Below are 25,570 nucleotides of genomic sequence, written 5' to 3' on the forward strand. Positions count from 1 at the left end.
AATGAGTAAAATTAAGCAAAAAAGCTACGGATTTACTACGCCTATTAGACGCAGTACAAATAATGTTACAGGACACAAAGTTGGAGGTAAATTATCTGGAGGTGATTGTAAAATAGTGCGATTTAATAGATTAGTAATTAATCAGAACAGATCTGTTAAAATCATCTATCAAGATGAACCAATTAATCTATTTCAAAGAGATATATCAATTTTTGGAATTGGGGGTTATTTTATCTCTGATAGTGAGCTAGATATTGAGATTAAAATTACTGCACTTGAAGTTGTAACAAAGAAGGTGTTTAATTTGCAAGAAGGAGTTTACCAAAAAATTGGACTCGAAATTGAATTTAATATTGATTCTATTGATGATAATTGCCAAATAGAAGTAGAAATTAATATATCTACAAACGAACAAGCAAATTTACAATATACAAATTTAGGGATGGGTTATATCTCGTATGAGTATTTTAAAGAAAATGACGTTTATAGTCATTTTTATAATTCAAAAAAAGAGATTTGTTACCCTGAACAGTTTTATTTTGATGAAGAAATTATTTTAGATGAATCAATTGATGGAGATTTGACTATTATAAAATCTTGTAACAGATGTCAACGATTTTTACCGATTAATCACATTAATGAAAGAGTACAATTAGCCTTTTCAAATCATTGTTCAGCAAAAGCTCCTTGCACACACGGTAATTTCTCAAATTATCAAATCAAAGAAAGTGCAGTTATTGGTAAAGATTTAGAGGACTTTATATCTACCACACCATATACACTTAAAGATGATTTTATATATTCTTATTATGGACATCAGTTGGAGTGTAAATCTTGTAAAAAGTTTTTTGTAAATGCTGCTCTTAACCATTTACGCACTTCTACCCAACATCGAGAGGACTCACTAAGAAGAAGGTCTTTTGAGCTATTAACTAGAAAATTATTGTCATTAAAGTGGATATACCATATATTCCTAGAAGAACAAAAAGTAGAGTTCGATAAATTTATTTGGGAGAAATTTGATAAATCTTGTTTCAATTGTGGAAAAGAAATAAAAACATCTAATGAGATGGATTTAGATCATACTATGCCTTTAGCCTACTTATATCCACTTGACGAAACCGCAACTTGTTTATGTTCGACTTGTAATAGTTCAAAAAGTGATCACTTTCCTGTTGATTTTTATACACCAGAGAAATTAGTACAATTATCAAAAATTACAGGATTAAGCCTTGAGTTATTACAATCAAAAAGGTCAAACGAAAAGGTAATTATTGAACTTAAAGAAAATATCGTGTGGTTTTTTGAAGAATTTTTAACGTTTGAAGAATATACAAAAGTTAGAGAAGGTAAAACTGTTGCAAATAGTATTCTTCATTCACTTCAGAAAGTTGTAAATAAAAGCTCAATTCCTTTTGATTTAATTAAAGAATATGAAATTCGAAAACATTAACTCATCAAAAGGTATTGATGAACATTAACACTACCCTTGTCCTCAACCCCGTGTTTTTCTATATCTGAAACATCTTCATTATATAGTTCTATTTTTTTAAAGTATTTTTTAGCATAAGGGATAATTGCATCTCCCATATCTTTTTTGTGGCTTTTTCCTAGGTGAAAAAGTACAATCCCATCTTTGGTCAACCGATCTTTACATTGGGCAAGTATTCTATCATACGGATCAAATGATTTCTTTTGGAGAGTGTCAATAAATTTGAGCTTCTCAGTTTCAAAATCTTCAAACTCCCACCCCATAAACCAGTTTCTGATCCAATTAGTTAAATAAAACTTTGTACTGTCAAAAAATGGTGGAGATGTAATTATTGCGTTAACATTCTGTATTTCAGAATTCCAGTCATTTAAAATATCACCCTCAAAGACTTTTCCAGCTTGTTGGATTGGATTTAAAATTGCATTATCAATGGTCTTCAAAACTTTAACACTAAGTTTTTCCATTAAATCTTTGTAAATATAATCTCCTGTAGGAGCATAAGGAGTAATTGGATGAGAGTTTCTACTTAACGCATAAGGTCTATTACCGTGTAGAATATGTAGTAAACAAGATATAATTAGATTCTGATTTGTATTGTGATTTTTGTTCTTTTGAAAATATTCTCTTGCAAGAATAATTTCTTTAAGTGTATCTGGATGATAGTATTCCTCTAATTTTTTATTGAATCCAAACATTTGGGCCTTTATTAATACTTCATTTCCAACAGTGGTATTTTTTATAAAATCTCGAAGTAAATCTAATTCTCTTATGATTGAGTCCTTGTTTGTTTCTCCAATTTTAGAGGAAGTTATAGCGACTGCAATTGGATTAATATCAATTCCGAAAGATTTTCGATTCATTAATGCAGCTTCAAAAGGGATTGTCCCCGAACCTGTAAAACAATCAAGAACTATATCATTCTTGTTTGTAAATGTATCGATTAAGAAATGAGAAATTGAAGGTTTCAACTTTCCATAAAAAGAACATATCGAATGATTCGGATGTCCCCAATTTCGTTTTGAAAATGGGAGTTCTCGGAATGGCTTGTTCGATTTAAAATTATTCCAATTATCTAGATAGTTCATATTTTTTCGGCGATTATAAGTGTTTGTTTTACAATTGAACCATCTTTTGATTTCCTTTCTCTGAGTTTTATATTCTCTTTGAACTTGAAACCAATTAACTTACATAGATCAATTAGGATTTCATCTGTGGGGATGTGGATCCCACCATAAATACTATCTCCAATATCTATAAAAATATAACCACCTGTCTTAAGATATTTGTATGAATTTTCTAAGACGACTTTCATATCAAAAAAATAGTCATTAACCATTTTCGGAATCCTCTTGTCATACCAAATCTTTGGATCTTTTAATAAATGTTCTAATGATGGTAACAAAATCTCTTTGTTTTCACGACTAACATCATTAATTCCAGCAGTCACAACAAGTCTTCTATAACTACTCAAGTCACTTTTTGACTTTAAATACCTCAGAAACCAAAGCTCCAATTTTGTATTTCGAATATAATTTGTGCCGTTTAAATATGGAGGAGATGTTATGATAACATCTATCTTATTTTCTATTGCAGGATCAAAATGTTTTGCATTTGGGGTAAATTTATAAAACGAGTTCGATTCCAGTTTGTTAAACGACTTTAGGTCATCCGTTATCTTATTTAAATTTATTTGACACCTTTCTAAAAAATTAGTAATTTTTTCTAATTCTTTTCCTTTTCGATATCTAATATCTCCGTTCCTTTTTAACAATGAAGAATGTAACAATGCTTCGCAAGCGGATGTTTCTAAAACCTTTTTAACTAATTCGGACTTTTGGTTATCAATAAAGGTTCTAAATCTTAAAACTAATTGATAATTAACCTCTTGGAAATATATTGAATCACCAAAAGTGTCAACATATGTTTTTTTAAGATCTTCACTAATTTCACATTCATTTACAGATTCTATTAATGTATTAGTAAGACTCTCTAAATTTAAAATCAATAAATTTTTGTTTTTGTCATCGAGCTTTAAAACATCTATTTTAAGATTGATTAAATCCTGCAAGAATGAATTAACTTCACTGTAATAAACATCATACCCGTTTAGAATACAATAAACTGGTAATGTACCTGACCCAGCAAATGGTTCATAAATTGTCTGTATTGGAATTTTAATGTGTTTAAGTATGTCAACTATAAAAGTCTCCGAAAACCCTTCCAAATAAGGGAACCACCTATGGATTGATTGGTATTTGGCATCTTTGAATGTAACATCATATTTAATTGTCTTACTTGAATCAATATGCTGTTTTAATTTCTCACTATTCATTTTGTTCACATTATTCGACAAATATAGTGAAAAAGACCCTCCTCTAATTTTAAAGGAAGTATTATTCTATTGAGCAATTAACCTTCTTACAATCTCCGGAGAAAATGAACAACCTCTCCTAGTTCTATAACCATTAAGATTCAATTCTTTAGATATTTCAGTAAGAGAAGTGTATCCATTTTTCATTTGAAAATGTTCAATATAAGTTTTCGCTAATCTCCAATTTTCATTTTCAATACGATTTTTTTTGATAGCCTCTAATCCCTTTTTTTTAGCTTCTAAAGTTAAATTCGAAGGTGTTCCAAGTTTTTTTGTTTTTGAAAGTTCTCTTAAACCATTTTTTGTTCTAATCGAAATGGATTCTCTTTCAAACTGAGCAACAGTTCCGAAAATCCCTAGAGTAAGCGTATTTAATTCAGGTAATTCAATACATTTTAATTTGACTCCTTTGTTTCTGAGAGTAAAAAGAAATTCAACTTCTCTACTAAGTCGATCTAATTTTGTGAATAACAAAGTATATCCAAATTTTGTACAAAGATTGATTGCAAGATTTAATTTATCTCTGTAATTATTTTTACCCGTTTCTTGTTCAGAAATTATATCAACAAGCTCATCTCCATTTGCTTCAATAAATTGATTTATTCTTGATCTTTGTTCTTCTAATCCGAGTATTTGACGTCCAGTTGATGTTCGAATATATCCTACATACTTTTCCATAAATCTTTGTTTTAGCTAATGTAAGCGCATATTTCACAAATACCAAACGTTCGTTTAAGATTTGTGAAATCATTCAATTATGACATTTTATCTAACAAATATTTGATTTAAAGTATAGATATAGCCCCCTGCCGGACGGACTCAAAACCTCCCTTGCTGGAAACAATCTTTTCGACCTCCAATAGGGGGGATACTATTCTCAAAGAATTAATCTTAATAACTCAAATTACTATTCCAAACTAAAAAAAAAATTTTACCAAAAAAATCGAAATTATTCTGACTTAGGTGTAAATGTGTTTTCTCGTTTTAGATTAATAACCGAAGCTATCAACTGTTCAGGACTAAGTTTAAGTTCAATTATAACTTCATCTTCCTCTCTTATTCCTAATTTCTTTATTGATTCTAAACCAGTCTGATATTCGATTTCAGTAGTGTCGTCCGGTAACTCAAATACACTTAAATCTGATAGATTATAACTGCACCAGTTTTCAAAAGTGATTTTATTATTTCTTCTTCTCATCATAAGTCTGTTTTAAAACACGTTTAACTCTTTGATCAATTGCTTCTCGAACTAAATTACTTGTTGTAGAATCTTCTTCATTGACCTTATTTATTAGCCTGTAAAATTGATCTTCACTTAACCTAATTCTTAGTTGTTTTCTATATTTCATATTAATAAATATACCAACGTGATACAAAATTTCATTAAGCCTTGATTTTTATCAATAATTGTGATACTTATTTGAAACAAGAAAGTTAAGAGTGGGTGAAAGACCCCCATACCCTTTCTATATCCAAGTAAAAGATATTCTTATGAAAACTAGTATACATAATGGTATTAATACCTCCCTACTTAATTGGGATTATTTCATTACACTAAATAAAATGAAAAGAACAACTGTTAATCAATGGGAAAGAGAGATGGAAATTATTATGAATGATAATGACTTTTGTCAAATCTATTGGTCTTGTGAGAAAAGTAATTTTAGTGATGGTATCTATCATACACATCTATTAGTAGACACAAATAACCTTATTACTATTAATGAACTTGTCGTTTACTTTTCTAAATACTTAGTTAATGGTAAAGAAATAAGTTATAAGTCAAACCATACAACTGCATATAACTGTAGTAATTCAAAAGAAACAAGTGGGAAAAAGATAATTTATGATCTAGCAAACAATGAAAATAAAAGGATGATCGAATACAAAACATTTAGGAATTTAATTGGTCCGAATAATCAGATAATTCGACAGGAGTATTTTGAGAAAGAGTTTATTCCATTTTATGAGATACAGGGAAAAATGGGTAGAGGTTATATAGAAACAATAAAAGGAATTAAAAACACATCTATATATTTAAACAAGTTCACTGATAGAGGCATTACTACTGGTTATTTGAAAAAATAAACATTAAGTATCTGATAGTGATTTACTTACATACTTTTTTATTACAGGAAGTTTTAATTATGGAAAATATTTTGGTCAAACTCTAGGAATTGTAATTTATGACCATTATCTTTGTCAAAAAAAAGGATTATGGTAGAATTAATGGCATTTAAAACAATGGCAATAGTAAAGGGGCTTTTATTATTACTCCATCCGCATCTTCTTAATGATGATGATTGGTCAGATTGGTTAAATAATGATGGTTTTAGAGAGGAACATTATAACGATGAAAGTAAGTCCTATCTATTTATTGAGTTGAACAAGCTAAAAGATCGATTCGTAAAGGATATGAATGAAAAAGAGGTATTAAATGATGAAGGTAATAAACCCTTATCTCCTCTTGAAATCTACAAATTGATTGAAGGGCATAAAGAGAGAATCGAAAAAGTCAGGCTAATGATTAAAGGCGATATTTTAATTGCAGAACATCATCACAAGCCATCAGATATTTTCTATATCGTAGTAAGGGCATATTGGATAGATAAAAAGGGTAAGAAGTTTAGGAAGTTCTCAAAAAATTTAGGGGCTAAGGAATCTGTGATGATTAATGGAAAAATTCCTGATTCAAAGCTAAATGTTATAATTAAAGAGTTGGAAGGAATGATGTGGAGACAATATCAGGATGAATATGATAGAATATAAGTAGGTATTTTTTTTGCTCTAAAATTATGACCAAAATTATAGTCACAATTTATTATTAATCAAAACTAAATAAGATGAAAATTACAAAAATCAAAATTGAAAGTCTGAAGATTCCATTCGAATTGTTAGAAATGACTGAACCTAAAAAAATACAATCTGTTCGGGTGACTATGTTAGAATTTGGTCAATTTCAACCTATTTCAGTAGTTAAAGATGGTTCAAATTTCTTTGTTGTTGATGGATTAGCCCGACTTAAGGTTGCGAAGGAGTTTCCTGAACAGTTTCCGTATTTAGAATGTGTTATTCGAACAATATCTATGAAGGATATTAAGATGACTCATATTATTGAGAATACTAGAGGGAAGAAGTCAATTATTCAGATTAATAAGGAATTAATCGAAATTTTAGATTTCATTGGGAAACAACAAGGTAAAAAAAGAGATTTTTCGAAATATTTTAACGGTAAACAAAAATCAAATAAACTAGATCGTTTTGACTACGCTTCTTTATTACTTGATGGAGAATATTCATCTTCAACTCTGAGAAACCTAAATAAAGTTTATCAGAGTGAAATCATCCTAAATAAGAATGAACGGACTGGGGTCTTGGATTTAATTGATTCTGGAGAAATATCAATTAATTATGCATATAAGTTGATAAAAGAGAAAGAAGAAAGAATTGAGGCAGAAAGGAGATCCAAAGAAGCAAAGATTATCTCGATGTCATATAATAACAGTGAAGAAAAACCATATAAACTCTATTGTCAATCTTCACTAGAAATGGATGTTATACCTGATGAAACAATTGATTTATTTATTGATTCTCACCCATACGCATTAAGTCAAAGAACCTATCGTAATCAAGATAAATTACTTCACGGGCAAGAAAAATCAGTCTCTGAGTATATTGAAAATTTTGGAAATTTTAATAAAGAAAAATTCAAAAAACTAAAACCAGGAGGTGTACTTGTAACAATAATTGGAGAGTCATACAAAAATGGTTATCAAGGGGTTTGTGCTTATGCACAAATCAAATTAAGAGAGATTGGTTATGAGTTGATAGACGATGTTACTTGGGAAAAAATCAATCAAAAGTACACTCCTCATAATAATAGATTCCAAAATGTCAAAGAACAAATTATTATTGCAGTTAAACCAGGGAGGATTCCAACATTTAATTTACCCAAAAAGAAAGGGTCAGTAAATAATTACAAAGCTAAACCAACTTCAAGTGGAAGGTTTTACATTGCAAATCCAGAAACAGGAATTACAAATGTTATTCGTACACCTGTTTTTAATCCTATTGAGTTAAAGAAAATTGACCCCAATTTCAAACACGATGCCCCTGCACCAGTTGAAATTTACCAACCTTTCATTGAGGCGTATTCAAAACCTGGTGATACTATTTGTGATTGTTTTGTTGGATCTGGTACTATCGGGGTTGGACTTAAAATGGGAAGAAAAGTGATTGGCTTTGATGTTGATCACGAATCAATTGTATTTTCTAACAAAAGATTTGAATATTTTTTAAACGAAACGGGAGAAAATGACCTTGCAATTGCTGTATAATCTGTCGTAAGGGGTAAGGGTATTCAAATTTAGGACTCGACCCTAATATATCCACGTGGCGGGTCTAAAATCAACAATATGAGATAGTTGTTGGATTGGAATTTAAGTCTCCAGAATTGATCCTATTTGTGAAATTAACCCCATTTATTTCTATTAACGTTAAACCTAATCTTTGTTAGAACTATATATAAGCCAAACATAATTGAAGAGCGGGTTTCTGGATGCCCAGGTTAATAATAATTCACTTCCTGTAATGCAAAAGTAAGTCTGTTAAAAATCAATTAAGTTGTTATTGAGAATCGTTGGGAACTTCTTTTCTTTGATAGAGATTTAACCTTCCTAATTGAACAGGAAATAATTCCTCAGCTTTTGTTAACTCAGACAGAGAGATTTTCTTTTTTACATTTGTCCCATCTTGTTTATTATAATTCAATCCTAGAAATTGACTATTAGATTTTGTAATTGATCTCGAAGTTCTAAAAATATTAATTTTTTGGGTTACACTTTTATCAATTATTAGATATGTGAATTTTTCTAGAGGGCCAACTTCCGTTTTATTCAATTTGGGAACCCGTTGATATTGATCACTTTCAATGTTAAAATGGATTTTAAGTATTGTGTGTTTCTGATTATGTAACAATATGCTGATTTGATTCACAAAAAGATTGATATACTTTTTAAGTAAACTTCTAGAATTTTCAATCGAATTTATGTTTTCTTTAATATTTTCATATGTTTCGGGACTATTGTCATTTTTTAAAGATAGATAGATCTCAATCTTCGAAAGTTCATTTTCTAATGCCCTTTTGTCTTTATTTAGTTTCTTTAGGTTTGAATGTATCGATTCCAAAAAATCTGAAATATCGATATTTTTCATTTTACCAATTCCTTTCATTGATTTGTTTAAAGCGGTTACTTTTTCATCAATTTCATATATTTGATTTTGTATCTTTCTTTGTGATTCTTTCAAACTCATTAATTCACTATCGGGATCTTCTTTTAGAATTACTTTAGATAATGTAAATAGATCGGATTTGATCAAATTCCAAATTATAGTATCTATCAAACTCATTGTAATAGATTTTTTAAAATTACAAGGAGTTGCTCCGCTTCTACTTGTACATCTGTAGCTACTTACATTAGTATTATTCCTAATTCTATAGTTCCCATTCAGATGTCTACCACAATCAGGGCACTGAATTATTTTGGATAAAATTGTAATGTGTTTAGTCGATTTATCAGCATTAGTATTGTTGTTTTTTAATTTTTGTTGTACTGACTCAAAAGTGTCAATATCTATAATTGTGGGATACTTTATTTTATTTTGTGAAATAGTATGTGATATTTCACCTGTTTCATAGTCTTGTACTTTCCTTTTATTGTTAGTTATCTTAAATCCAGTATATCCTTCTTCTTTTAAGAGCTTGTTTACGTTTCTTTTACTGTGAGTATATTGTGGAAATCCACGTTTTATGCATTCAAGTGTTATTTTTTTTATTGAAGGATTTTTATATTCTTTTCCAATCCCATTCAAATACCAATTATATATAGTTTGAACTATTTTAGAATTATCATCGTGAATAACTAAAGTTGATTTTTCATTTGTGTTTGTCACTTTTTTATATCCAAATAGTGTTGGCCCAGATATTGAGTACCCCATCTCCATTAATCTTTGTTTGGATCTTCTAAATCTATCTTTTTTCTGATTCATCTCCGACTCTGCATAATATCCAAAAAAAGTAAACATCATTGAACCATCTCGTGATTGATTACCATTTTCATCAAATAAAGAATATCCAATGTCTTTAACATACAATTGAATTTTATTTTTTATTAACCTCTCTTTAATTTGATGCAAAACACTTTCTCTCCTGCCTAATCGAGACAATTCGGTTATAAAAACTGTCTTATACTCACTGTTTTCTTCTAAAAATTCAAATAGCTCATTGACACCCATCTTCCTGTCAAAATCTGATCTACCTGACTCTTTAGTTTTAATGATGTGTATCTTTTTAAACCCTTTTGACTTAGCGAATTTTTCAAGATCCTCAATTTGTGGTTCATATTCCTGAATATCGGTACTAACCCTAACCAATAAAACGGCTGATTTATTTTCCATATTTTAAACTTATTTTTAAAAATATAAGTAATTTTTAGGGTATAATCAAGCCCTAAATTGATTCTGATTGGCCCTCCGGGAGCAGGAAAAACAATGCTTGCAAAACGTTTACCCAGTATTTTACCACCAATGACTTTGCGAGAAGCCTTGGAAACTACCAAAATTCATAGTGTTGCCGGAAAGCTGAAAGAGGTAGGTTTAATGAATCAACGACCTTTCAGAAGTCCACACCATACTATTTCGAACGTTGCGCTTGTCGGGGGAGGAAGTTATCCGCAACCGGGCGAAATTTCGATGGCGCACAACGGCGTTTTGTTTTTGGACGAATTACCGGAATTCAAACGTGAAGTTCTTGAAGTGATGCGCCAACCTTTGGAAGATAGAGAAGTGACGATTTCGAGAGCTAAGTTTACTGTGACGTATCCTTCATCATTTATGTTGGTGGCCAGTATGAATCCGAGTCCGAGTGGGTTTTTTAATGATCCTGATTCTCCACAAACTTCTTCGCCACACGAAATGCAACGCTATTTGAGCAAGATTTCAGGACCTTTATTGGATAGAATCGACATACATATTGAAGTGACACCCGTTCCTTTCGAAAAATTATCCGAAGAACAAAAAGCGGAAAGCAGTGTCGAAATTAGGAAACGTGTTACCGCTGCGAGAGAAATTCAATCTGAACGATTTATTCAAATGGAAAATATACATTACAATGCGCAAATGAATACCAAACATATTCGGGAATATTGCGCTCTCGATGACACTTCCAAACAATTACTAAAAACCGCAATGGAACGCCTGAATCTTTCGGCAAGAGCCTACGATAGAATATTAAAAGTAGCCAGAACAATTGCCGATTTAGAAGCGGCACCGAAAGTTATTTCTTCCCACATTGCCGAAGCGATTCAGTATAGAAGTTTGGATCGCGATGGTTGGTTGGGGTAATTTAGTGGTTTTAAATTTGAATGGGCACGAATTGTAAATCCGCGCCTTTGGGTTACCATGACCTTACAGCACACAAAATCACTTCAAAGCATCCCATTCTTCTCTGGTTACCTCAGTTTTTTGATACTCCATCAAGCATACCCACTTTTCTCCTTGTTTTAGTAGCAAAGCTTCCAGAAGCGTATAAGACTCTCCGATGAGTTTGCCATTGCTATCACGCGAAGTGAAATAGAAAATCCCGGTCTCATGTGCCGTCGTTTCGTCACCTATTCTTTGTGAAAAACGAAACGAGACGTTATCCATCTGCTTGCCTTGTTTGGTATCGATAAAACCCTGTTTCCAGCGAGCAAGGGCAGCGGGCATAATGCAGGAAAACTTGTTTTTTCCCGCTGAAGAGACCAGAACGGCATTTTCGTGGCAGGTAGCCGAGTAGCCCTCAAAATCACCTTCTTTTACTGCTTTGGATATGACGCTCCAATAGGTTTTATCTATTTCAGCTTTTCGCAGCTCGTCCTTGTTAGATTGGCTTGTCACTTTTGTTGTTGCAAAAAAAATAAAGAGGCTGATTGTGGCAAAAAGGATGTTTTTTTTCATTTTAAAAATTAATTCATTGTTAAAAAATTGAGAAAATACTAAGAGTATAAATTGCAAACCCTCAAATAAATGGCTTGTGGGTGCGTTTTGGATTTATCTGATATTAAGGATTTTTTTAGGCTTACCGATAAGGTCAGTCTGTAAAAAAACTTTATATATCCCAACAAACATAGCATAAAACCTTGTATTACAATAAGTTTTTCGTATTTTTTTATAAATGCAACACATCCGAGAATATTCTGTTCGCGATGATACTGCCAAACAATTAATAAAAACCGCTATAGACCGTTTGAATCTTTCGGCATGAGCCTACGATAGAATCCTGAAAGTAGCCCGAACCATCACAGATTTAGAAGCTACACCAACTGTAATGTCTTAACATATTGCAGAAGCGATACAGTATCGAAGTTTGGATCGTGATGGTTGGTTGGGTTAGTTAATTTAGTATATGATCCGCAATTCCGATAGCTATCGGAACCGAATTTGCGGAGCGCGGAATTATCTATTAGAACGTCTGTCGTTATTTTGTTGTGGGCGTCTTGGGCCAAAGCTGTTATTGCTGCTTCTTTTTGTAGTATCTGTTTTGGGCTGTCTAGGCGTTGAATTACGTTGCACTCTTCCTTGTCCTTGTTTTATAGGTTCGGTTGAGGCGTTAGGATCCGGTTCAAAACCTCTGATGTTTTCTTTTGGTAATTTCAAACCCACCAATTTTTCGATATCGCGTAGAAAAACAGTTTCATCTGGGCTAAACAACGATATAGCTTCTCCGCTGGCTCCAGCTCTTCCGGTTCTCCCAATTCTGTGGACGTAATCTTCGGGAATGTTGGGCAATTCAAAATTAACCACGTGTGGCAATAAAGGAATATCCAAACCACGAGCGGCAATATCTGTAGCTACTAAAGCGGTCAAACTTCCATCTTTGAAACTGGCTAGAGCTTTGGTTCTTGCGCCTTGCCCTTTGTTGCCGTGAATCGCTGCTGCTTTGATGCCAGCGCTAATCATACTTTCGGTTAGTTTGTTGGCGCCTTGTTTGGTACGAGTAAAAACCAAAATCTGTTTCCAGTTGCCTTCCGTAATCAGTTTGATGATTAATTTGGTCTTTTTCTCTTTGGCACAAGGATATATTTTTTGAATAATCGCGTCAACAGTTGTGTTTTCTGGAGTGGCTTCCACCTGAACGGGATGGTGCAAAATCCCCATTGCCAATTTCTTGATGTCTTTGGAGAAGGTTGCCGAGAACATCAAGTTTTGCCTTTTTGGAGGCAATACTTTCAGGATGCGTTCGATATCACGTAAGAAACCCATATCAAGCATTCTATCGGCTTCGTCTAAAACTAGGATTTCAACTTTCGATAATGTTATTAAACCTTGATTTTGCAAATCAATTAATCGACCTGGAGTTGCCACCAAAATATCGACACCTTGACGCAATTGAGCTACTTGTGGATTTTGGTTTACACCACCAAAAATTACGGCGCTGCGGATGTTTACAAACTCACTGTATTCTTTTATATTCGCTAATATTTGTGCTGCCAATTCTCGTGTCGGAGTCAATATCAAGGCACGAATGGGTCTGTGGCTTAAATGTTTTCCTTGTGATAAATTTTGCAATATGGGTAAAGTAAAACCTGCTGTTTTTCCGGTTCCTGTTTGTGCAGAAGCCAAAACATCTTTGCCTTCTAAGATGGGTGGAATTGCTTTTTGTTGTATTGGAGAGGGAGTTGTGTATCCTTTTTTGCTGATGGCTTTTAATAAAGCATCTGATAATCCTAATGAGTTAAATGACATAAATGGTGTTTCTGAAGTAAACACTATCTATTTTGAGTGCTTATTTAATTGGGCGCAAAGGTACAGCAAATTTTTGGATTGCTAGATTTTGTTACAAAAGTAGATTATTCAAGTACTTTTTCATAGGCTCTTCTTGGGCTTCCTCTGAAATGCACGATGCCACAGAAAGCATAACCTGTCTTTTCAAAAATTTTCAGCATTGCAAAATTGTCGTGGTTGGTGTCTACTTTTATGCTAAAAATAGTTCTGTTTTTTGCAAAATCCTCGACAAACTCCAGGATCGTTTTAGATAATCCTTGACCGAGATAATTTTCTGAAATTGCTATACGATGAATCACTACAAAATCTGAATTCGTGAGCCATTTCCCTTCAATTTTGTCGTATTCGGGTTCATAATTAATCACAATGGCACAATAACCAATGATGGTTCTTCCCTCCTTTAAAAGATAACCATATCCATTTTCGATATCCTTTTTTACCACTTCCAGGTTGGGATAGCCGTCTTGCCATTGGTTGCTGCCGTCCTTTTTTCTTCTAAGGATTGCGCTTTGTAAAATAGCCCATATTTCGGGAATATCTTTGATATTGGCTTTTTTGAAGTTATAATTCATTTTAGGAAGTATTGAATTTTAGGTTTTAGCTTTTGTTTTGCTCTAAGAATTCAGATATTTTTATAATTATTGTTTTTTCGTATTTTCCGATATCCAATAAATCATTATCACCAGTCAGTAAATAATTTGCTTTTCCATCTTTGGCCAAAGCTAATAAAAAGTTATTATTGGGGTCTCGACAAATTGAAACTTTACTTTTTACAGTAATAAAATCGATGTAAGGATCAAATACGGTTAACATTTCTTCTAAAGCATTCTCGGAGAAATATTTTTTAAGTTTGGGTTTTGTAATTGTTGCTTGAAGTTCTTCGACCAATTCACTACAAAATAAGATTCTAGTATTTTCGGCAAAAAGTATAGGTTCAAGTAAATTGAGTTTTTTTGAAATGATGAAGCTAATCCAAAGATTTGTATCAATAATCAGTCTAAGTGATTTATTTTGTGCCATATCTTTCAGCTCGAACTTCGGCAACAATATTTGCAATTTCCTCTAAACTTGGAGCAGTACTGGCATTTTTTCTCATCTTTTTTAGATAAGACTGAAGTTTGGAAACAGGCGCGTCAGTGACTTTGATATAATTCAAATCTTGCATTTCTTTGATAAGTTGCAAAGCTTTCGGATTTAGTATTTCAATTTTTAGTGCTTCCATAATGTCAAAGTTAAGGAAATGGTTTTTATATAGCAAGATGTTATGAAAACTAAATACATTTTCGAGCTATTGTGTTTTTAATAACCTCGTTGCAAACGCTATGATTTTTCTTCAAACTAAAGCGAAACTCAAGGCAATCTATCGCTAGTGTAACAATTTATTTTTAGATGTGAAATCCATCGCAACAACCCTAAAATGTGATAAATGTCATATTTATTTTTTGTTTTCATTTTCTTTTTAACAAAGCTTTTATACTAGAAAACAAGTATTTACATTTGTTATTGAGCACCAAGGAATTTAGCCATAAAAAAAACCAAAACTGTAATTTTGGTTTTTCTAAAGTTAGATTAATGTTTAATCTAAAAATATAAACGAGATGAATATATTGTATTATCTTATGGTTTTATTGGGTGTACACCTTTTAACCAAATTTGTTTATTCAATTGCTTTTTTAGTTTTAAGTATAAAAAAGTAAAGTAATTAAAACCCATTAGAATTATTTGCTGGTTCTGGTGGGTTTTCGTTATGCCAAATATAAGTATTTATTTTAATTGGTTACAAATTCCTTGGCATAATAAAAAATATGTTTCTGCTTTTAAGACTTCAGTAATAAATCATATTGAACATAAAATTTAATCGTTTTACTGGCAGATTTCATCAGAAAACTAAACACTGCTACTGTCTACTTTCCACCTTAATTCAACTCCGCAAAAGTATTTCCTTGTCGAATATCACCTGTTTTAAAACCGCGACTGAACCAATACATCCTTTGCTCTGAAGTTCCGTGGGTGAAGGAATCGGGAACGACTTGTCCTTGCATTTTTTTCTGGATGGCATCGTCACCTACGGCATTGGCAGCACTGAGGGCTTCTTCTATATCGCCAGGCTCTAACATAGCGTTTTGTTGTTCGTTGTAATGTGTCCAAAGTCCGGCATAAAAATCGGCTTGTAATTCTAAAGCTACCGATAGTTTATTGGCTTCAGCTTCACTTTTTCCTTCTTGTGCTCGGCGCATTTTTTCAGAAGTACCAAGTAGGGTTTGGATGTGATGCCCGTATTCGTGTGCCAAAACATAAGCTACTGCAAAATCACCGCCTTCGGCACCAAATTTGGTTCGCAGTTCTTCAAAGAAACTCATATCCATATAGATGATTCGGTCGCCAGGACAATAAAATGGGCCTGAGGCAGAACTCGCGCCACCACAAGCGGTTTGTGTTTGCCCACTAAATAATTGTAATCTAGCAGCTTCGAAAGTGAGGTTGTTTTCTTGAAATATTTTGGTCCAAACATCTTCATTGTCAGCAAGTAGTGTTTTTACAAATTCACCTTCTTTTACTTCCTCGGGAGTTAAGGCTCTTTCTTCAGTTGGAGCTGCTTGTCCTTGAGTTTGCTGCAGAATATTGCCAATCATTTGGCCGTTTTCGCCTCCAAAAGCATTCAATAATAAAATAATTATTCCCAATGCACCACCACCAAGTATGGCTTTTCCTCCTCCTGACATTCCTCTTCTGTCATCAACATTGTCACTCTGACGTCTTCCTATCCATTTCATAATTTTTCTTTTTTAGTTATTATTACTATTTTAAAAATTAATTTTCGGTTTCTGTTACTTCCTTTAATTCACTAGGTTCATCGATTCCCACAATGGTTTTGTAAATGGTATAAGTCATAGAATACATAAAAGGCCAAGTAAAAAATATTCCAATGCAAAAACCAAAAATTCCAACTGCTGCAGCAATTCCAGCCACAATAACCAAACCTAATAGGGTCAAAGGTTGTTTCGAAACAATGATAATACTTGATTGAATAGCTTGAATAGCATCTAAATTCCCAAAAATAATCAAGGGAGCTGATAAAAAGGTTAGAAATGACACCAGCATTGTCACTACTGTTCCCACAAAGCCCAATCCAGAATACTCAAGCAGCATGGCCAGACCCGTGCCGAATAATGAAATAATGATTACAGAAATAATTATATGAATTAAATACGGTAATTTGTAATAGGAAAACATAGTCGAAACATGAAACTCTTCACCTTTTTCGCCACAATCAGCCATTTTTAGAAAACCCGCCATAAATGGTGTTACAATTGCAGAATACAAAATTAAGCCCGCATTTAGTGGTAAAGCCACATCTAATGGCATCACTTTTAATTGTGAAAACTCTTTCATTTTGTTGGCAAAACTTTCTAGGTTTTCTATTCCGATATAGGAAATTAACCCAGCCATCATCACAATTACTGTTAATACAGAAAAGACTAATAGCATTAGTCCAGCGTACAACGCAATTTTTTTATAATTTTCAAATGCATTTTCGAAAACTATGCCAAAATCTAATTGGTATCCGTTGGTTTTCAATTCTTCTATTCGGTCATTGTTTGGTTTAGTGTTTAGCATTTTTAGTGTGTAAAATTGTTGATTAATTTATAATTTTATTATTGTTTACAACCATCGCAATACTTTTTTGATTGTTCTTAATTTATCTTTATACGGTGCATATCGGAAAGGCAAATCTAAAAAGTTTGATTTGATCAGGATGCTTTTTTTATGAGAAAATGTATCAAAACTTAAAATTCCGTGATAAGCGCCCATTCCGCTGTGACCCACTCCTCCAAAAGGCAATCGTTTATTCGAGAAATGTACCATAGTATCGTTGACGCAACCGCCGCCGAAGGAATATTTTTGAATCATCTGTTTGGAAAAAATTCGGTTTTCGGTAAATATATAAAATGCTAATGGTTTTTCATATTTGCTAATGATACTTTCGATTTCTTTCTCGGTGGAGTAGGTTAAAATGGGTAGAATAGGGCCAAATATTTCGTCTTTCATAAGGTCACTGTCCAATGAAGTTTCCTCGATAACTGTTGGGGAGATGTAGCAATTATCAATATCGCTTTTGCTACCAAAAATTACTTTTTCGGGCTCGATCATATCGACCAATCGTTGCCAGTTTTTTCGATTTACAATTCTTGCATAATCAGGTGATTGGCTAGCATCGACTCCATACGCTTTGGTAATTTCTTTCTTCAAATAGGTAACAAAATGACTTTTCATATCCTTTTGAATCAAAATATAGTCGGGAGCAATACAAGTTTGGCCGGCATTCATAAATTTGCCCCAAACAATCCTTTTGGCAGCGAGTTTTAAATTGGCGGTTTCGTCAATGATACAAGGATTTTTTCCTCCAAGTTCTAGTGTTACAGGCGTAAGGTTTTCAGCAGCTGCTTTGGCAACAATTTTTCCAACGGTGACACTGCCAGTAAAAAAGATATAATCCCAACGCTCTGAAAGCAATTGTTGCGCCACTTCAATTCCTCCTTCGACAACATTGACATCCTTTTTGATGAATATTTTTGAGATTATTTTTTCGATTATTTCCGAGGTTTTAGGCGTGAGTTCGGAGGGTTTTAGCACGACTTGATTTCCCGCCGCAAAGGCTGAAATCAATGGGCAAAGGGCTAATTGAAAAGGATAATTCCAAGGTGAAATTATTAATACTCTGCCGTACGGTTCTTTGTAAATATAATCTTTGGAAGGAAAATTCAATAAGGAAGGAAAGACTCTTTTGGGTTTGGCCCATTTATTGAGGTTTTTTATGGTTTGCTTTAATTCAGCAATTACATAACCCGTTTCAGAAATCACCGTTTCGAAGGCTGGTTTTTTGAAATCGAAGTATAAAGCCTCGATGATTTCTTTTTCGTGTAGGATTACTTCATTAAGTAACTTTGTGAGCGTTTCTTTTCTGAAATCAATGTTGGTTTTGGGTTCCATAATTTAGGACTTAAATGAAGTCCTAAAGATACATTTTTTTCAAATTAAATGGCATTCCAAATTACATCATTTGGTACAGGAGCGATAATTTCTATTTTTTCTTTAGAAACAGGATGATTGAAAACTAGTTTTCGAGCGTGAAGGTGAATTCCTCCATCCGGATTAGAGCGATCGAATCCGTATTTCAAATCGCCTTTTATGGGTGAACCAATAGCCGAAAGTTGGGCACGAATTTGGTGGTGTCTTCCCGTATGAAGATTGATTTCCAATGCAAAATAATTGTTCAATTCTTTGATGATTTTATAATCTAAACTGGCCAATTTGCTCTCTGGAACTTCTTTTAAATGTGCTTTCGAACTATTGTTTTTCTCGTTTCTTTTCAGGTAATGCACGAGTTTGTCTTCTGAATTTTGAGGTTTGTTTTTCACTACCGCCCAATACGTTTTCTGGGTTTCGCGATTGCTGAACAATTCGTTCATTCGAGTCAAAGCCTTACTGGTTCTAGCAAAAACAACAATTCCTGTTGTTGGTCTGTCTAATCTATGTACAACCCCAAGAAAAACTTCTCCGGGTTTATTGTATTTGTCTTTGATGTATTCTTTTACGACATCCGATAAAGGTTTGTCACCGGTTTTATCGCCTTGCACAATATCGCCCACACGTTTGTTAATCACAATTAAATGATTGTCTTCGTGTAGGATTTGAAGGTTACTTTTATCGGAAATTATTTTCATCAAAATTGGGATTCTACTACTTGGTTATAAAAATATAAGTTTTCGAATTGCTTTGGGTTAAAGTCATTCTATCAAAATGTTTTTTTGAAATCTTGTTCATTTTCTTTTTATCAATTACAAAAAACAGCTTTTTATTCAACCTAAGAACCGAATCCAATTGCTTTTCCGTTTTTACCACTTGAACTTTCCCACGGGTATAAAATTGACCTGAATAATGTTTGTCTTTCCAATAATAAATGGGAATTTCATTGTTTTCAGAGGTTCCTTTGATTTCTCTCAAAAGATATTTATCAGAATTCATTTGATGGTCTAATTTTCCTGTGGCAAATAGGGCAAAATAGGCAATAAAAACTACCGCTGGGAAAAATAATGCCGTATTTATTAGCAGTTTTTTTCGAGTAAAATCTTTCCAAAAATACACCACTAAAAACATAATTGGCATTGCTGAAGGAAGCAAATACGTATGCAAAATATTACTGGAAATTGTAAAAAATAGTGGTGTCCAAAATGCCCAAGCTATCAAAAATGAAACCCAATTATTTTTGAAAATGGTGGCTTTGTTTTTCCATAATTTATACAAAACAAGCAGAATCCACGGGAACATAAAAGCAAACATAAGTAGCCAAATCATTCCTTTGGGTTGCGAATGACCGCTGCCATATAAGTCTCCTTTCCAGCCCGGTTCTAAAAAGCGTTTGTAGTGTTCGCCAACGATAAAATAATCAAGGAAACCTGGTGATTGTTGCTCGCAAAAATAATACCAAGGAAGGGCAATTACTGCAGTAATTAGAATGCCGGGAATTATTGAAAATTTAGAAAAAATGGCTTTAAATCTTTTTACGTCCAGGCAACACCATAAAAATAAAGGTGGAAATGTAAGTACTGTAATTAGTGGTCCTTTGGCAAGAAACCCAAATCCCAGAGAGATAAAGAATATATAATTCCAATAGGTTTTTGTTTCGCTTTGCATTGTTTTCCAAAAGGAAATCATCATTAGAGTAATACAAAATTCAAGTGAAGTATCGGTTGAGACAACTCCTGTATGAATCAGAAATTCAGGCATTGTTAATAAAATAAAACCTGGAAGATAAAAGGAATATCCTTCTTTTTTGACCATTTTACCCGCAATGATTATTAGGATGACACTCAATAAAAAAGAAGGAAATCGGGCGGCAAATTCGTTTACACCAAACACTTCAAAACTTCCTGCAGACAGCCAAGTAGATAAAGGTGGTTTTGCCCAAAACGGTACTCCATAATCTATTTGCAAAACAACCCATTGCTTCGTTTCCTGCATGATTCGGGCAATTTCGGCATAGCGCGATTCTGTTTTGTCTAATAAAGGGATAGTAATAGTAAGTAACAATCTAAAAATCAAGATGGCAACTACCGAAATCGATAGTATTCTAGAATTGTTTTTTAGCTTTTCTGAAATCATTATTTAAGTTTGCATTGGGATATATTCTTTTCAATTTTTTTGTATTCCTGTCTAATTTTATACAAATCGAACCAAAGTTTGACTCCGTAGCTCAGTTTTACTTTAGAATCGCCTTTTTCAACCCATAATTTCAAAGGGATTTCGAGCATTTTTTGAATGGCTTTTTCTCGACCAAAAAGAAGAATCATTCTGTAGAATAGTTCTACGTCAAACAACCATTTTGAAATGAATTCTTTTTGAAATAATTGTTCCGAAATTTCTCGAGTGAATATTTTCGCCCCACATTGGGTGTCATAAACTTTAATGTCAAGAATATTCGAAATGAAGGTTGCGATAATTCTCCCTATCAAAAAACGACTGTTTTGCCTTTCTATGATTGAACCAATTTTGCGAATTCGTGATCCAAAACAAAAAACAATTTCTTCATCTAAGAAATTTCTAAGATCTATGAATTCCTCTAAAGTTGTGGCTAAATCAGCATCGAGATAGCCAATGTACTGATGTTTGAAATTGAAATTGCAGTACTGAATTCCAGCACGAACCGCCTCGGCTTTGCCTGAGTTTTTTTTTAGGGAAAGAATATGAATTTGTGTTGGATGTTTGTCTTTTAAGGTCTTCAACACTGCGAGTGTATCATCAGTAGAGCCATCATTTACAAAACAAAACAGGACCTCCGAATTGTTATTTAGGAAGTTGGAATATTCAGCATTTGAAATTCCATTTTCTTCATTGTAACAGGGGATAACAATGCTGGTATTGAAAGATGTTGACATTAAAATGTTTTGTGTTCTAAAAAAAACTTGAATAGCATCTTATTTTTTTACTATATTTAAATTTGATTGCCACTTTGAGGTTTACGCTTAATACTGCTCTTTTTCATTTGGGAAATCCCGGGACTTCACATCTGCGACATATTGCCCAATGGCAGAAGTCATTTCTTCGTATAAATTCAAATAACGGCGCAGAAAGCGGGGACTAAATTCATTATTCATTCCTAACATATCGTGAATCACTAATACTTGACCGTCAACGCCACCACCAGCACCAATGCCGATAACGGGTATCGAAATGCTTTGGGCTACTTTTGCAGCTAAATCGGCAGGAACTTTTTCGATAACTATGGCAAAACAACCTAATTTTTCAAGGAGTTTAGCATCTTCAATCAGTTTTTCAGCTTCCTGCTCTTCTTTGGCACGAACGGTGTAGGTTCCGAATTTATATATAGATTGTGGGGTTAAACCCAAATGTCCCATAACAGGAATTCCAGCATTCAATATTCGTTTAATCGATTCTTTGATTTCACTTCCGCCTTCTAGTTTTACGGCATGTCCGCCACTTTCTTTCATGATTCTGATAGAAGAACGCAAGGCTTCTTTAGGGTCGGATTGATAGCTTCCAAAAGGTAAATCAACAACAACTAACGCTCTATGAATCGCTCTTACCACACTTGAGGCATGATAAATCATTTGGTCTAAAGTGATGGGCAAGGTAGTTTCGTGGCCAGCCATCACATTCGATGCTGAATCGCCAACAAGAATTACGTCAACACCAGCAGCATCAACAATTTTGGCCATTGAATAATCGTATGCCGTGAGCATAGAGATTTTTTGCCCATCGAATTTCATTTCGATTAATGACTTTGTAGTTACTCTTTTATAATCTTTTTTGGCTACTGACATTGTTTTTTTTTTTGATAATTTAATTTGAAATGCAAAATTAGTCAAATAATCTAAAATCAAAGGAAATAACTACTTTTAAATGTCAAATCTTTAAAGGCGATATTGTTCAGGTGAATCGGGCTTTAACTTGTTTTAATTATTTTAAAATCCATTAAAAAAGCAATTGCGATTCCAAGTGTGTAAAATACCAAATCACTCCAAAGAAAACCTTGTCCTAAAACATAATGTCCCAATGTTGTGTTTCGGATTTCCAACATCCATTCGGCTTGATAGAGCTGAAGAAATTCGATGTAGAAACAAAAAGATAAAGCAAGAAATGCTGCCTTTTGTATACTTAAATGGATGAACACCAATCGAACTCCAAAATATATCATTACGGCATAAAGTACATCTCCAAAAAATGTTGGAACTCCTATTATTTTTCTAGAAGTGATCCCAAGAGCAATTACAATTAGTGTTGAAATAAAGTATTGTATTCGGCTGTTTTTTAGCACAATAAAATTTGTATTAAACCAATGAGTAAATGGCCCATAATGTTGCGGCTGAAATGATGATCCAAATTAGAATGCCTTGCACTAAAGGTTTGAAACCAACGGAAACCAGTACTTTTTTTGACAAACCACAACCAATTAGGAAGAGCGTCAACGTCAATGTGGCTTTAGCGAAGCTAGTGATGTAATGGCTATAATTTTGAACTAATGGAATATACGTATTTGCAATCATTGCCAAAACAAAAAGGCCAATGAAATACGGGATTTTAATTTTTGTTTCTTTGCTTTTGAAGATTAAAGTCGATAAAAAAGCAATAGGAATAATCCATAAAGCACGGGCTAATTTTATAGTTGTTGCCACTTCTAGAGCGTGAGGGCCATATTTTTCGGCTGCTCCAACTACTGAACTTGTATCGTGAATGGCGATGGCGCACCACAATCCAAATTGACTTTCGGATAGATTCAGGTAATGACCAACTATAGGAAAAAGTACTAAAGCTACCGAATTGAAAATGAAAATAGTTCCTAAAGCCACTGAAATTTGTTTTTCATTTGCTTTAATAACTGGCGAAATAGCTGCAATAGCACTTCCGCCACAAATTGCGGTTCCTGTTGCAATTAAATACGAAATCTTATCATCAATTTTAAGCAGCTTGCCAAGTAAAACTCCAATAATGATGGTGCCCACAATAGAAACAATGGTAAAAATGAATCCTTCTTTCCCCGCTTCTAAAGCACTGTTGACATTCATCCCAAAGCCCAAGCCAACAACTGAAACTTGCAATAAAATATGAGTGGCTTTGTGATTTAAATTCAGATAGGGATGACCAATAAACTGGGCAATGATCAATCCCATCAGCAAAGCAACAGGAGGAGAGATTAGTGGCGACAAGCATAACACTACAAAAAACATAAAGATGACCTCCCGAGTGGTAATGGTTTTATCGAGTATGCTTTTTTTTGCTGGGTGCTCTTCTGGGTTAGTCTGATGCACGAGTTTCTTTTTTATAATTGCAAAGGACAGCAATAAAATTTTAGTAAAGAAATTGAATTTTACAAAATTTTGGTTATTGAAGTTTACTTATTGTTCAATCTTCTAACAATCCGCCATATTTACTGCTACTGCCAATCCGCCTTCAGAAGTTTCTTTGTATTTGTTGTTCATATCTTTGGCGGTTTGCCACATTGTGTCAATGACTTTATCCAAAGGTACTTTTGCGTTTTTAGGGTCGGTTTCTAAGGCTAATTCTGCGGCATTTATGGCTTTGATAGCCCCCATTGTATTTCTTTCGATACACGGAATTTGGACCAAACCGCCCACAGGATCACAAGTCAATCCCAGATGATGTTCCATGGCGATTTCGGCGGCCATCAAAACTTGAGCGGGTGTCCCGCCCATCAATTCGCAGAGCGCTGCTGCTGCCATCGCTGAGGAAACCCCAATTTCTGCCTGACAACCACCCATTGCTGCCGAAATGGTAGAACCTTTTTTGAAAATACTGCCAATTTCTCCGGCAACCATCAAGAATTGTATGATTTCTTTTTCGCCTGCGTTGTGGTTTTCGATGACCAAATAATACATCAAAACGGCTGGAATTACACCCGCACTTCCGTTGGTTGGTGCAGTTACGACTCGACCTAAAGCCGCATTGACTTCATTGACAGCCAAGGCAAAACACGAAACCCATTTCAGGATTTGGCGAAATTTTACCTCTGTTAAGCGAATCTGTTCCAACCAAGATTGTGGCGAATCATAATGGGCAGAACCTATGAGGTGTTGGTGCATATCGAATGCTCTTCGGCGTACATTCAATCCGCCAGGAAGAATTCCTTCGGAATGGCAACCGATGTACATACATTCGAGCATGGTGCTCCAAATCCGGATTAACTCGTGATGAATATCTTCTTCGGAACGCATGGATTTTTCGTTTTCATAAACTACTTCCGAAATGCTTTTGTTTAGGTTTAAAGTGTAATTTAACAATTCATCCGCATTTTGAATCGGGAACGGAAAAGCACATTTGATCTGCAGTTTTTTCTTGGCATTGACGCGTTCTTCGACAACAACAAATCCACCGCCGATGGAGTAGTAGGTCGATGAGTATTCAGAAGTGTCTAGGAAACTAGCCGTAAAAGTCAATCCATTCGCGTGAAAAGGGAGGAAGTTTCTATTGAAAATGATATCTTCTTCAAAGAAAAAGGGAATTTCTATTTCGTTTCCTAATTTAAGAATGTGTTTCTCTTTTATGGCTGAAATAATGGATTCAATATTCTGAATCGGTATATATTCTGGATCTTGTCCACTTAAACCTAACATAATCGCCAGGTCAGTGGCATGGCCTTTTCCGGTCAAGGAAAGTGAACCATATAAATCGACTTGAATGGAGTTTACCAGTTCAAATTTGTCATTGGCTCGCAATTCTGACAAAAAGCGTTCTGCAGCTCGCCAAGGGCCTAGAGTGTGCGAACTCGATGGTCCAACACCAATCTTTAGCATATCAAAAACCGAAATACACTCTTCCATAGGAGAAAATTTAGTTGGACAAATATA

The 25,570-nt window shown here is 33.8% G+C and carries 24 protein-coding genes and 2 pseudogenes; 6 read left to right on the plus strand and 20 right to left on the minus strand.

Features of this window, described 5'->3' with window-relative positions:
• Position 1: 1 nt before the first annotated feature.
• Positions 2 to 1,453: a hypothetical protein gene (locus tag ACIQ1E_RS04615; protein WP_396169128.1), complete on the plus strand. Its 1,452-nt coding sequence runs from the start codon at positions 2 to 4 to the stop codon at positions 1,451 to 1,453.
• Here the strand turns inward: ACIQ1E_RS04615 and ACIQ1E_RS04620 are convergent.
• The 4 genes from ACIQ1E_RS04620 to ACIQ1E_RS04635 all read right to left on the minus strand — a co-directional run bounded on the left by ACIQ1E_RS04620 (position 1,450) and on the right by ACIQ1E_RS04635 (position 5,064).
• Entirely contained in the window at positions 1,450 to 2,628 is a 1,179-nt protein-coding gene (locus ACIQ1E_RS04620) for a DNA methyltransferase (protein ID WP_396169185.1), read from the minus strand. The two genes, ACIQ1E_RS04615 and ACIQ1E_RS04620, sit on opposite strands and share 4 nt — an antisense overlap.
• On the minus strand, positions 2,574 to 3,824 hold the full coding sequence (locus tag ACIQ1E_RS04625; protein WP_396169130.1) for a hypothetical protein: 1,251 nt from the start codon (positions 3,822 to 3,824) through the stop codon (positions 2,574 to 2,576). Before ACIQ1E_RS04625 ends, ACIQ1E_RS04620 begins: the two co-directional genes overlap by 55 nt.
• A gap of 66 nt (positions 3,825 to 3,890) precedes the next feature.
• Positions 3,891 to 4,541, minus strand: coding sequence for a recombinase family protein (locus ACIQ1E_RS04630; protein ID WP_396169132.1), 651 nt, complete (start codon positions 4,539 to 4,541; stop codon positions 3,891 to 3,893).
• 271 nt (positions 4,542 to 4,812) lie between these two features.
• Positions 4,813 to 5,064 carry a hypothetical protein gene (locus tag ACIQ1E_RS04635; protein ID WP_396169134.1) on the minus strand — a complete coding sequence of 84 codons (252 nt, stop codon included), beginning with the start codon at positions 5,062 to 5,064 and terminating at the stop codon, positions 4,813 to 4,815.
• A gap of 290 nt (positions 5,065 to 5,354) precedes the next feature.
• Between ACIQ1E_RS04635 and ACIQ1E_RS04640 the strand changes: the two genes are divergently transcribed.
• The 3 genes from ACIQ1E_RS04640 (at position 5,355) to ACIQ1E_RS04650 (ending at position 8,200) form a co-directional block, all read left to right on the plus strand.
• Positions 5,355 to 5,951, plus strand: a complete 597-nt coding sequence (locus ACIQ1E_RS04640; protein WP_396169136.1) for a hypothetical protein — start codon at positions 5,355 to 5,357, stop codon at positions 5,949 to 5,951.
• A 129-nt stretch (positions 5,952 to 6,080) separates the two neighbouring features.
• Complete coding sequence (locus ACIQ1E_RS04645) at positions 6,081 to 6,632, plus strand: hypothetical protein (protein ID WP_396169138.1); 552 nt, start codon at positions 6,081 to 6,083, stop codon at positions 6,630 to 6,632.
• 74 nt (positions 6,633 to 6,706) lie between these two features.
• Positions 6,707 to 8,200, plus strand: coding sequence for a site-specific DNA-methyltransferase (locus ACIQ1E_RS04650; protein ID WP_396169140.1), 1,494 nt, complete (start codon positions 6,707 to 6,709; stop codon positions 8,198 to 8,200).
• A 289-nt stretch (positions 8,201 to 8,489) separates the two neighbouring features.
• Here the strand turns inward: ACIQ1E_RS04650 and ACIQ1E_RS04655 are convergent, their stop codons facing one another.
• Entirely contained in the window at positions 8,490 to 10,319 is a 1,830-nt protein-coding gene (locus ACIQ1E_RS04655; protein ID WP_396169142.1) for a recombinase family protein, read from the minus strand.
• Positions 10,320 to 10,376: 57 nt separating this feature from the next.
• Here ACIQ1E_RS04655 and ACIQ1E_RS04660 point away from each other — a divergent pair.
• Positions 10,377 to 11,264 (plus strand): annotated as a pseudogene (locus tag ACIQ1E_RS04660) (YifB family Mg chelatase-like AAA ATPase); the annotation flags it as partial.
• 78 nt (positions 11,265 to 11,342) lie between these two features.
• Here ACIQ1E_RS04660 and ACIQ1E_RS04665 read toward each other — a convergent pair.
• Positions 11,343 to 11,858, minus strand: coding sequence for a hypothetical protein (locus ACIQ1E_RS04665; protein WP_396169144.1), 516 nt, complete (start codon positions 11,856 to 11,858; stop codon positions 11,343 to 11,345).
• Between the two features lie 226 nt (positions 11,859 to 12,084).
• Here ACIQ1E_RS04665 and ACIQ1E_RS04670 point away from each other — a divergent pair.
• Positions 12,085 to 12,237 (plus strand): annotated as a pseudogene (locus ACIQ1E_RS04670) (ATP-binding protein); the annotation flags it as partial.
• A 119-nt stretch (positions 12,238 to 12,356) separates the two neighbouring features.
• On the opposite strand, the gene ACIQ1E_RS04675 reads toward ACIQ1E_RS04670, so the two are convergent.
• The 14 genes from ACIQ1E_RS04675 to ACIQ1E_RS04740 all read right to left on the minus strand — a co-directional run bounded on the left by ACIQ1E_RS04675 (position 12,357) and on the right by ACIQ1E_RS04740 (position 25,543).
• The gene (locus ACIQ1E_RS04675) at positions 12,357 to 13,646 is read right to left on the minus strand and encodes a DEAD/DEAH box helicase (protein ID WP_396169146.1); all 1,290 of its coding nucleotides are present in this window, start codon (positions 13,644 to 13,646) and stop codon (positions 12,357 to 12,359) included.
• Positions 13,647 to 13,750: 104 nt separating this feature from the next.
• Positions 13,751 to 14,257, minus strand: coding sequence for a GNAT family N-acetyltransferase (locus ACIQ1E_RS04680; RefSeq protein ID WP_396169148.1), 507 nt, complete (start codon positions 14,255 to 14,257; stop codon positions 13,751 to 13,753).
• Between the two features lie 25 nt (positions 14,258 to 14,282).
• Positions 14,283 to 14,705, minus strand: a complete 423-nt coding sequence (locus ACIQ1E_RS04685) for a putative toxin-antitoxin system toxin component, PIN family (protein WP_396169150.1) — start codon at positions 14,703 to 14,705, stop codon at positions 14,283 to 14,285.
• Positions 14,692 to 14,907 (minus strand): hypothetical protein, encoded by a 216-nt coding sequence (locus tag ACIQ1E_RS04690; RefSeq protein WP_133275291.1) that lies wholly within the window; start codon positions 14,905 to 14,907, stop codon positions 14,692 to 14,694. The genes ACIQ1E_RS04685 and ACIQ1E_RS04690 overlap by 14 nt, the downstream gene beginning before the upstream one ends.
• Before the next feature lie 694 nt (positions 14,908 to 15,601).
• Complete coding sequence (locus ACIQ1E_RS04695; protein WP_396169152.1) at positions 15,602 to 16,459, minus strand: neutral zinc metallopeptidase; 858 nt, start codon at positions 16,457 to 16,459, stop codon at positions 15,602 to 15,604.
• A gap of 37 nt (positions 16,460 to 16,496) precedes the next feature.
• Positions 16,497 to 17,303, minus strand: coding sequence for a hypothetical protein (locus ACIQ1E_RS04700; protein ID WP_396169153.1), 807 nt, complete (start codon positions 17,301 to 17,303; stop codon positions 16,497 to 16,499).
• 45 nt (positions 17,304 to 17,348) lie between these two features.
• Positions 17,349 to 18,677: an aldehyde dehydrogenase gene (locus ACIQ1E_RS04705; RefSeq protein ID WP_396169155.1), complete on the minus strand. Its 1,329-nt coding sequence runs from the start codon at positions 18,675 to 18,677 to the stop codon at positions 17,349 to 17,351.
• A gap of 44 nt (positions 18,678 to 18,721) precedes the next feature.
• Complete coding sequence (locus ACIQ1E_RS04710; RefSeq protein WP_396169157.1) at positions 18,722 to 19,411, minus strand: RluA family pseudouridine synthase; 690 nt, start codon at positions 19,409 to 19,411, stop codon at positions 18,722 to 18,724.
• Between the two features lie 16 nt (positions 19,412 to 19,427).
• Entirely contained in the window at positions 19,428 to 20,849 is a 1,422-nt protein-coding gene (locus tag ACIQ1E_RS04715; protein WP_396169159.1) for an ArnT family glycosyltransferase, read from the minus strand.
• A complete protein-coding gene (locus ACIQ1E_RS04720) occupies positions 20,849 to 21,622 on the minus strand; it encodes a glycosyltransferase (protein ID WP_396169160.1) in 774 nt (257 codons plus the stop codon). Before ACIQ1E_RS04720 ends, ACIQ1E_RS04715 begins: the two co-directional genes overlap by 1 nt.
• A gap of 87 nt (positions 21,623 to 21,709) precedes the next feature.
• The gene (panB, locus tag ACIQ1E_RS04725) at positions 21,710 to 22,528 is read right to left on the minus strand and encodes a 3-methyl-2-oxobutanoate hydroxymethyltransferase (RefSeq protein WP_396169162.1); all 819 of its coding nucleotides are present in this window, start codon (positions 22,526 to 22,528) and stop codon (positions 21,710 to 21,712) included.
• 122 nt (positions 22,529 to 22,650) lie between these two features.
• A complete protein-coding gene (locus ACIQ1E_RS04730; protein ID WP_396169164.1) occupies positions 22,651 to 23,022 on the minus strand; it encodes a DUF2809 domain-containing protein in 372 nt (123 codons plus the stop codon).
• A gap of 13 nt (positions 23,023 to 23,035) precedes the next feature.
• On the minus strand, positions 23,036 to 23,932 hold the full coding sequence (locus ACIQ1E_RS04735) for a YeiH family protein (protein WP_396169187.1): 897 nt from the start codon (positions 23,930 to 23,932) through the stop codon (positions 23,036 to 23,038).
• A 183-nt stretch (positions 23,933 to 24,115) separates the two neighbouring features.
• Complete coding sequence (locus tag ACIQ1E_RS04740) at positions 24,116 to 25,543, minus strand: L-serine ammonia-lyase (RefSeq protein WP_396169166.1); 1,428 nt, start codon at positions 25,541 to 25,543, stop codon at positions 24,116 to 24,118.
• Between the last annotated feature and the right edge of the window lie 27 nt (positions 25,544 to 25,570).

This window comes from Flavobacterium sp., from assembly GCF_044348915.1.
Classification (GTDB): Bacteria; Bacteroidota; Bacteroidia; order Flavobacteriales; family Flavobacteriaceae; genus Flavobacterium.

Coding starts and splice junctions, on each gene's coding strand:
- ACIQ1E_RS04615 (WP_396169128.1), top strand. CDS start 2: ATGAGTAAAATTAAGCAAAAAAGCTACGGATTTACTACGCCTATTAGA.
- ACIQ1E_RS04625 (WP_396169130.1), bottom strand. CDS start 3,824: ATGAATAGTGAGAAATTAAAACAGCATATTGATTCAAGTAAGACAATT.
- ACIQ1E_RS04630 (WP_396169132.1), bottom strand. CDS start 4,541: ATGGAAAAGTATGTAGGATATATTCGAACATCAACTGGACGTCAAATA.
- ACIQ1E_RS04635 (WP_396169134.1), bottom strand. CDS start 5,064: ATGATGAGAAGAAGAAATAATAAAATCACTTTTGAAAACTGGTGCAGT.
- ACIQ1E_RS04640 (WP_396169136.1), top strand. CDS start 5,355: ATGAAAACTAGTATACATAATGGTATTAATACCTCCCTACTTAATTGG.
- ACIQ1E_RS04645 (WP_396169138.1), top strand. CDS start 6,081: ATGGTAGAATTAATGGCATTTAAAACAATGGCAATAGTAAAGGGGCTT.
- ACIQ1E_RS04650 (WP_396169140.1), top strand. CDS start 6,707: ATGAAAATTACAAAAATCAAAATTGAAAGTCTGAAGATTCCATTCGAA.
- ACIQ1E_RS04655 (WP_396169142.1), bottom strand. CDS start 10,319: ATGGAAAATAAATCAGCCGTTTTATTGGTTAGGGTTAGTACCGATATT.
- ACIQ1E_RS04665 (WP_396169144.1), bottom strand. CDS start 11,858: ATGAAAAAAAACATCCTTTTTGCCACAATCAGCCTCTTTATTTTTTTT.
- ACIQ1E_RS04675 (WP_396169146.1), bottom strand. CDS start 13,646: ATGTCATTTAACTCATTAGGATTATCAGATGCTTTATTAAAAGCCATC.
- ACIQ1E_RS04680 (WP_396169148.1), bottom strand. CDS start 14,257: ATGAATTATAACTTCAAAAAAGCCAATATCAAAGATATTCCCGAAATA.
- ACIQ1E_RS04685 (WP_396169150.1), bottom strand. CDS start 14,705: ATGGCACAAAATAAATCACTTAGACTGATTATTGATACAAATCTTTGG.
- ACIQ1E_RS04690 (WP_133275291.1), bottom strand. CDS start 14,907: ATGGAAGCACTAAAAATTGAAATACTAAATCCGAAAGCTTTGCAACTT.
- ACIQ1E_RS04695 (WP_396169152.1), bottom strand. CDS start 16,459: ATGAAATGGATAGGAAGACGTCAGAGTGACAATGTTGATGACAGAAGA.
- ACIQ1E_RS04700 (WP_396169153.1), bottom strand. CDS start 17,303: ATGCTAAACACTAAACCAAACAATGACCGAATAGAAGAATTGAAAACC.
- ACIQ1E_RS04705 (WP_396169155.1), bottom strand. CDS start 18,677: ATGGAACCCAAAACCAACATTGATTTCAGAAAAGAAACGCTCACAAAG.
- ACIQ1E_RS04710 (WP_396169157.1), bottom strand. CDS start 19,411: ATGAAAATAATTTCCGATAAAAGTAACCTTCAAATCCTACACGAAGAC.
- ACIQ1E_RS04715 (WP_396169159.1), bottom strand. CDS start 20,849: ATGATTTCAGAAAAGCTAAAAAACAATTCTAGAATACTATCGATTTCG.
- ACIQ1E_RS04720 (WP_396169160.1), bottom strand. CDS start 21,622: ATGTCAACATCTTTCAATACCAGCATTGTTATCCCCTGTTACAATGAA.
- panB (WP_396169162.1), bottom strand. CDS start 22,528: ATGTCAGTAGCCAAAAAAGATTATAAAAGAGTAACTACAAAGTCATTA.
- ACIQ1E_RS04735 (WP_396169187.1), bottom strand. CDS start 23,932: ATGTTTTTTGTAGTGTTATGCTTGTCGCCACTAATCTCTCCTCCTGTT.
- ACIQ1E_RS04740 (WP_396169166.1), bottom strand. CDS start 25,543: ATGGAAGAGTGTATTTCGGTTTTTGATATGCTAAAGATTGGTGTTGGA.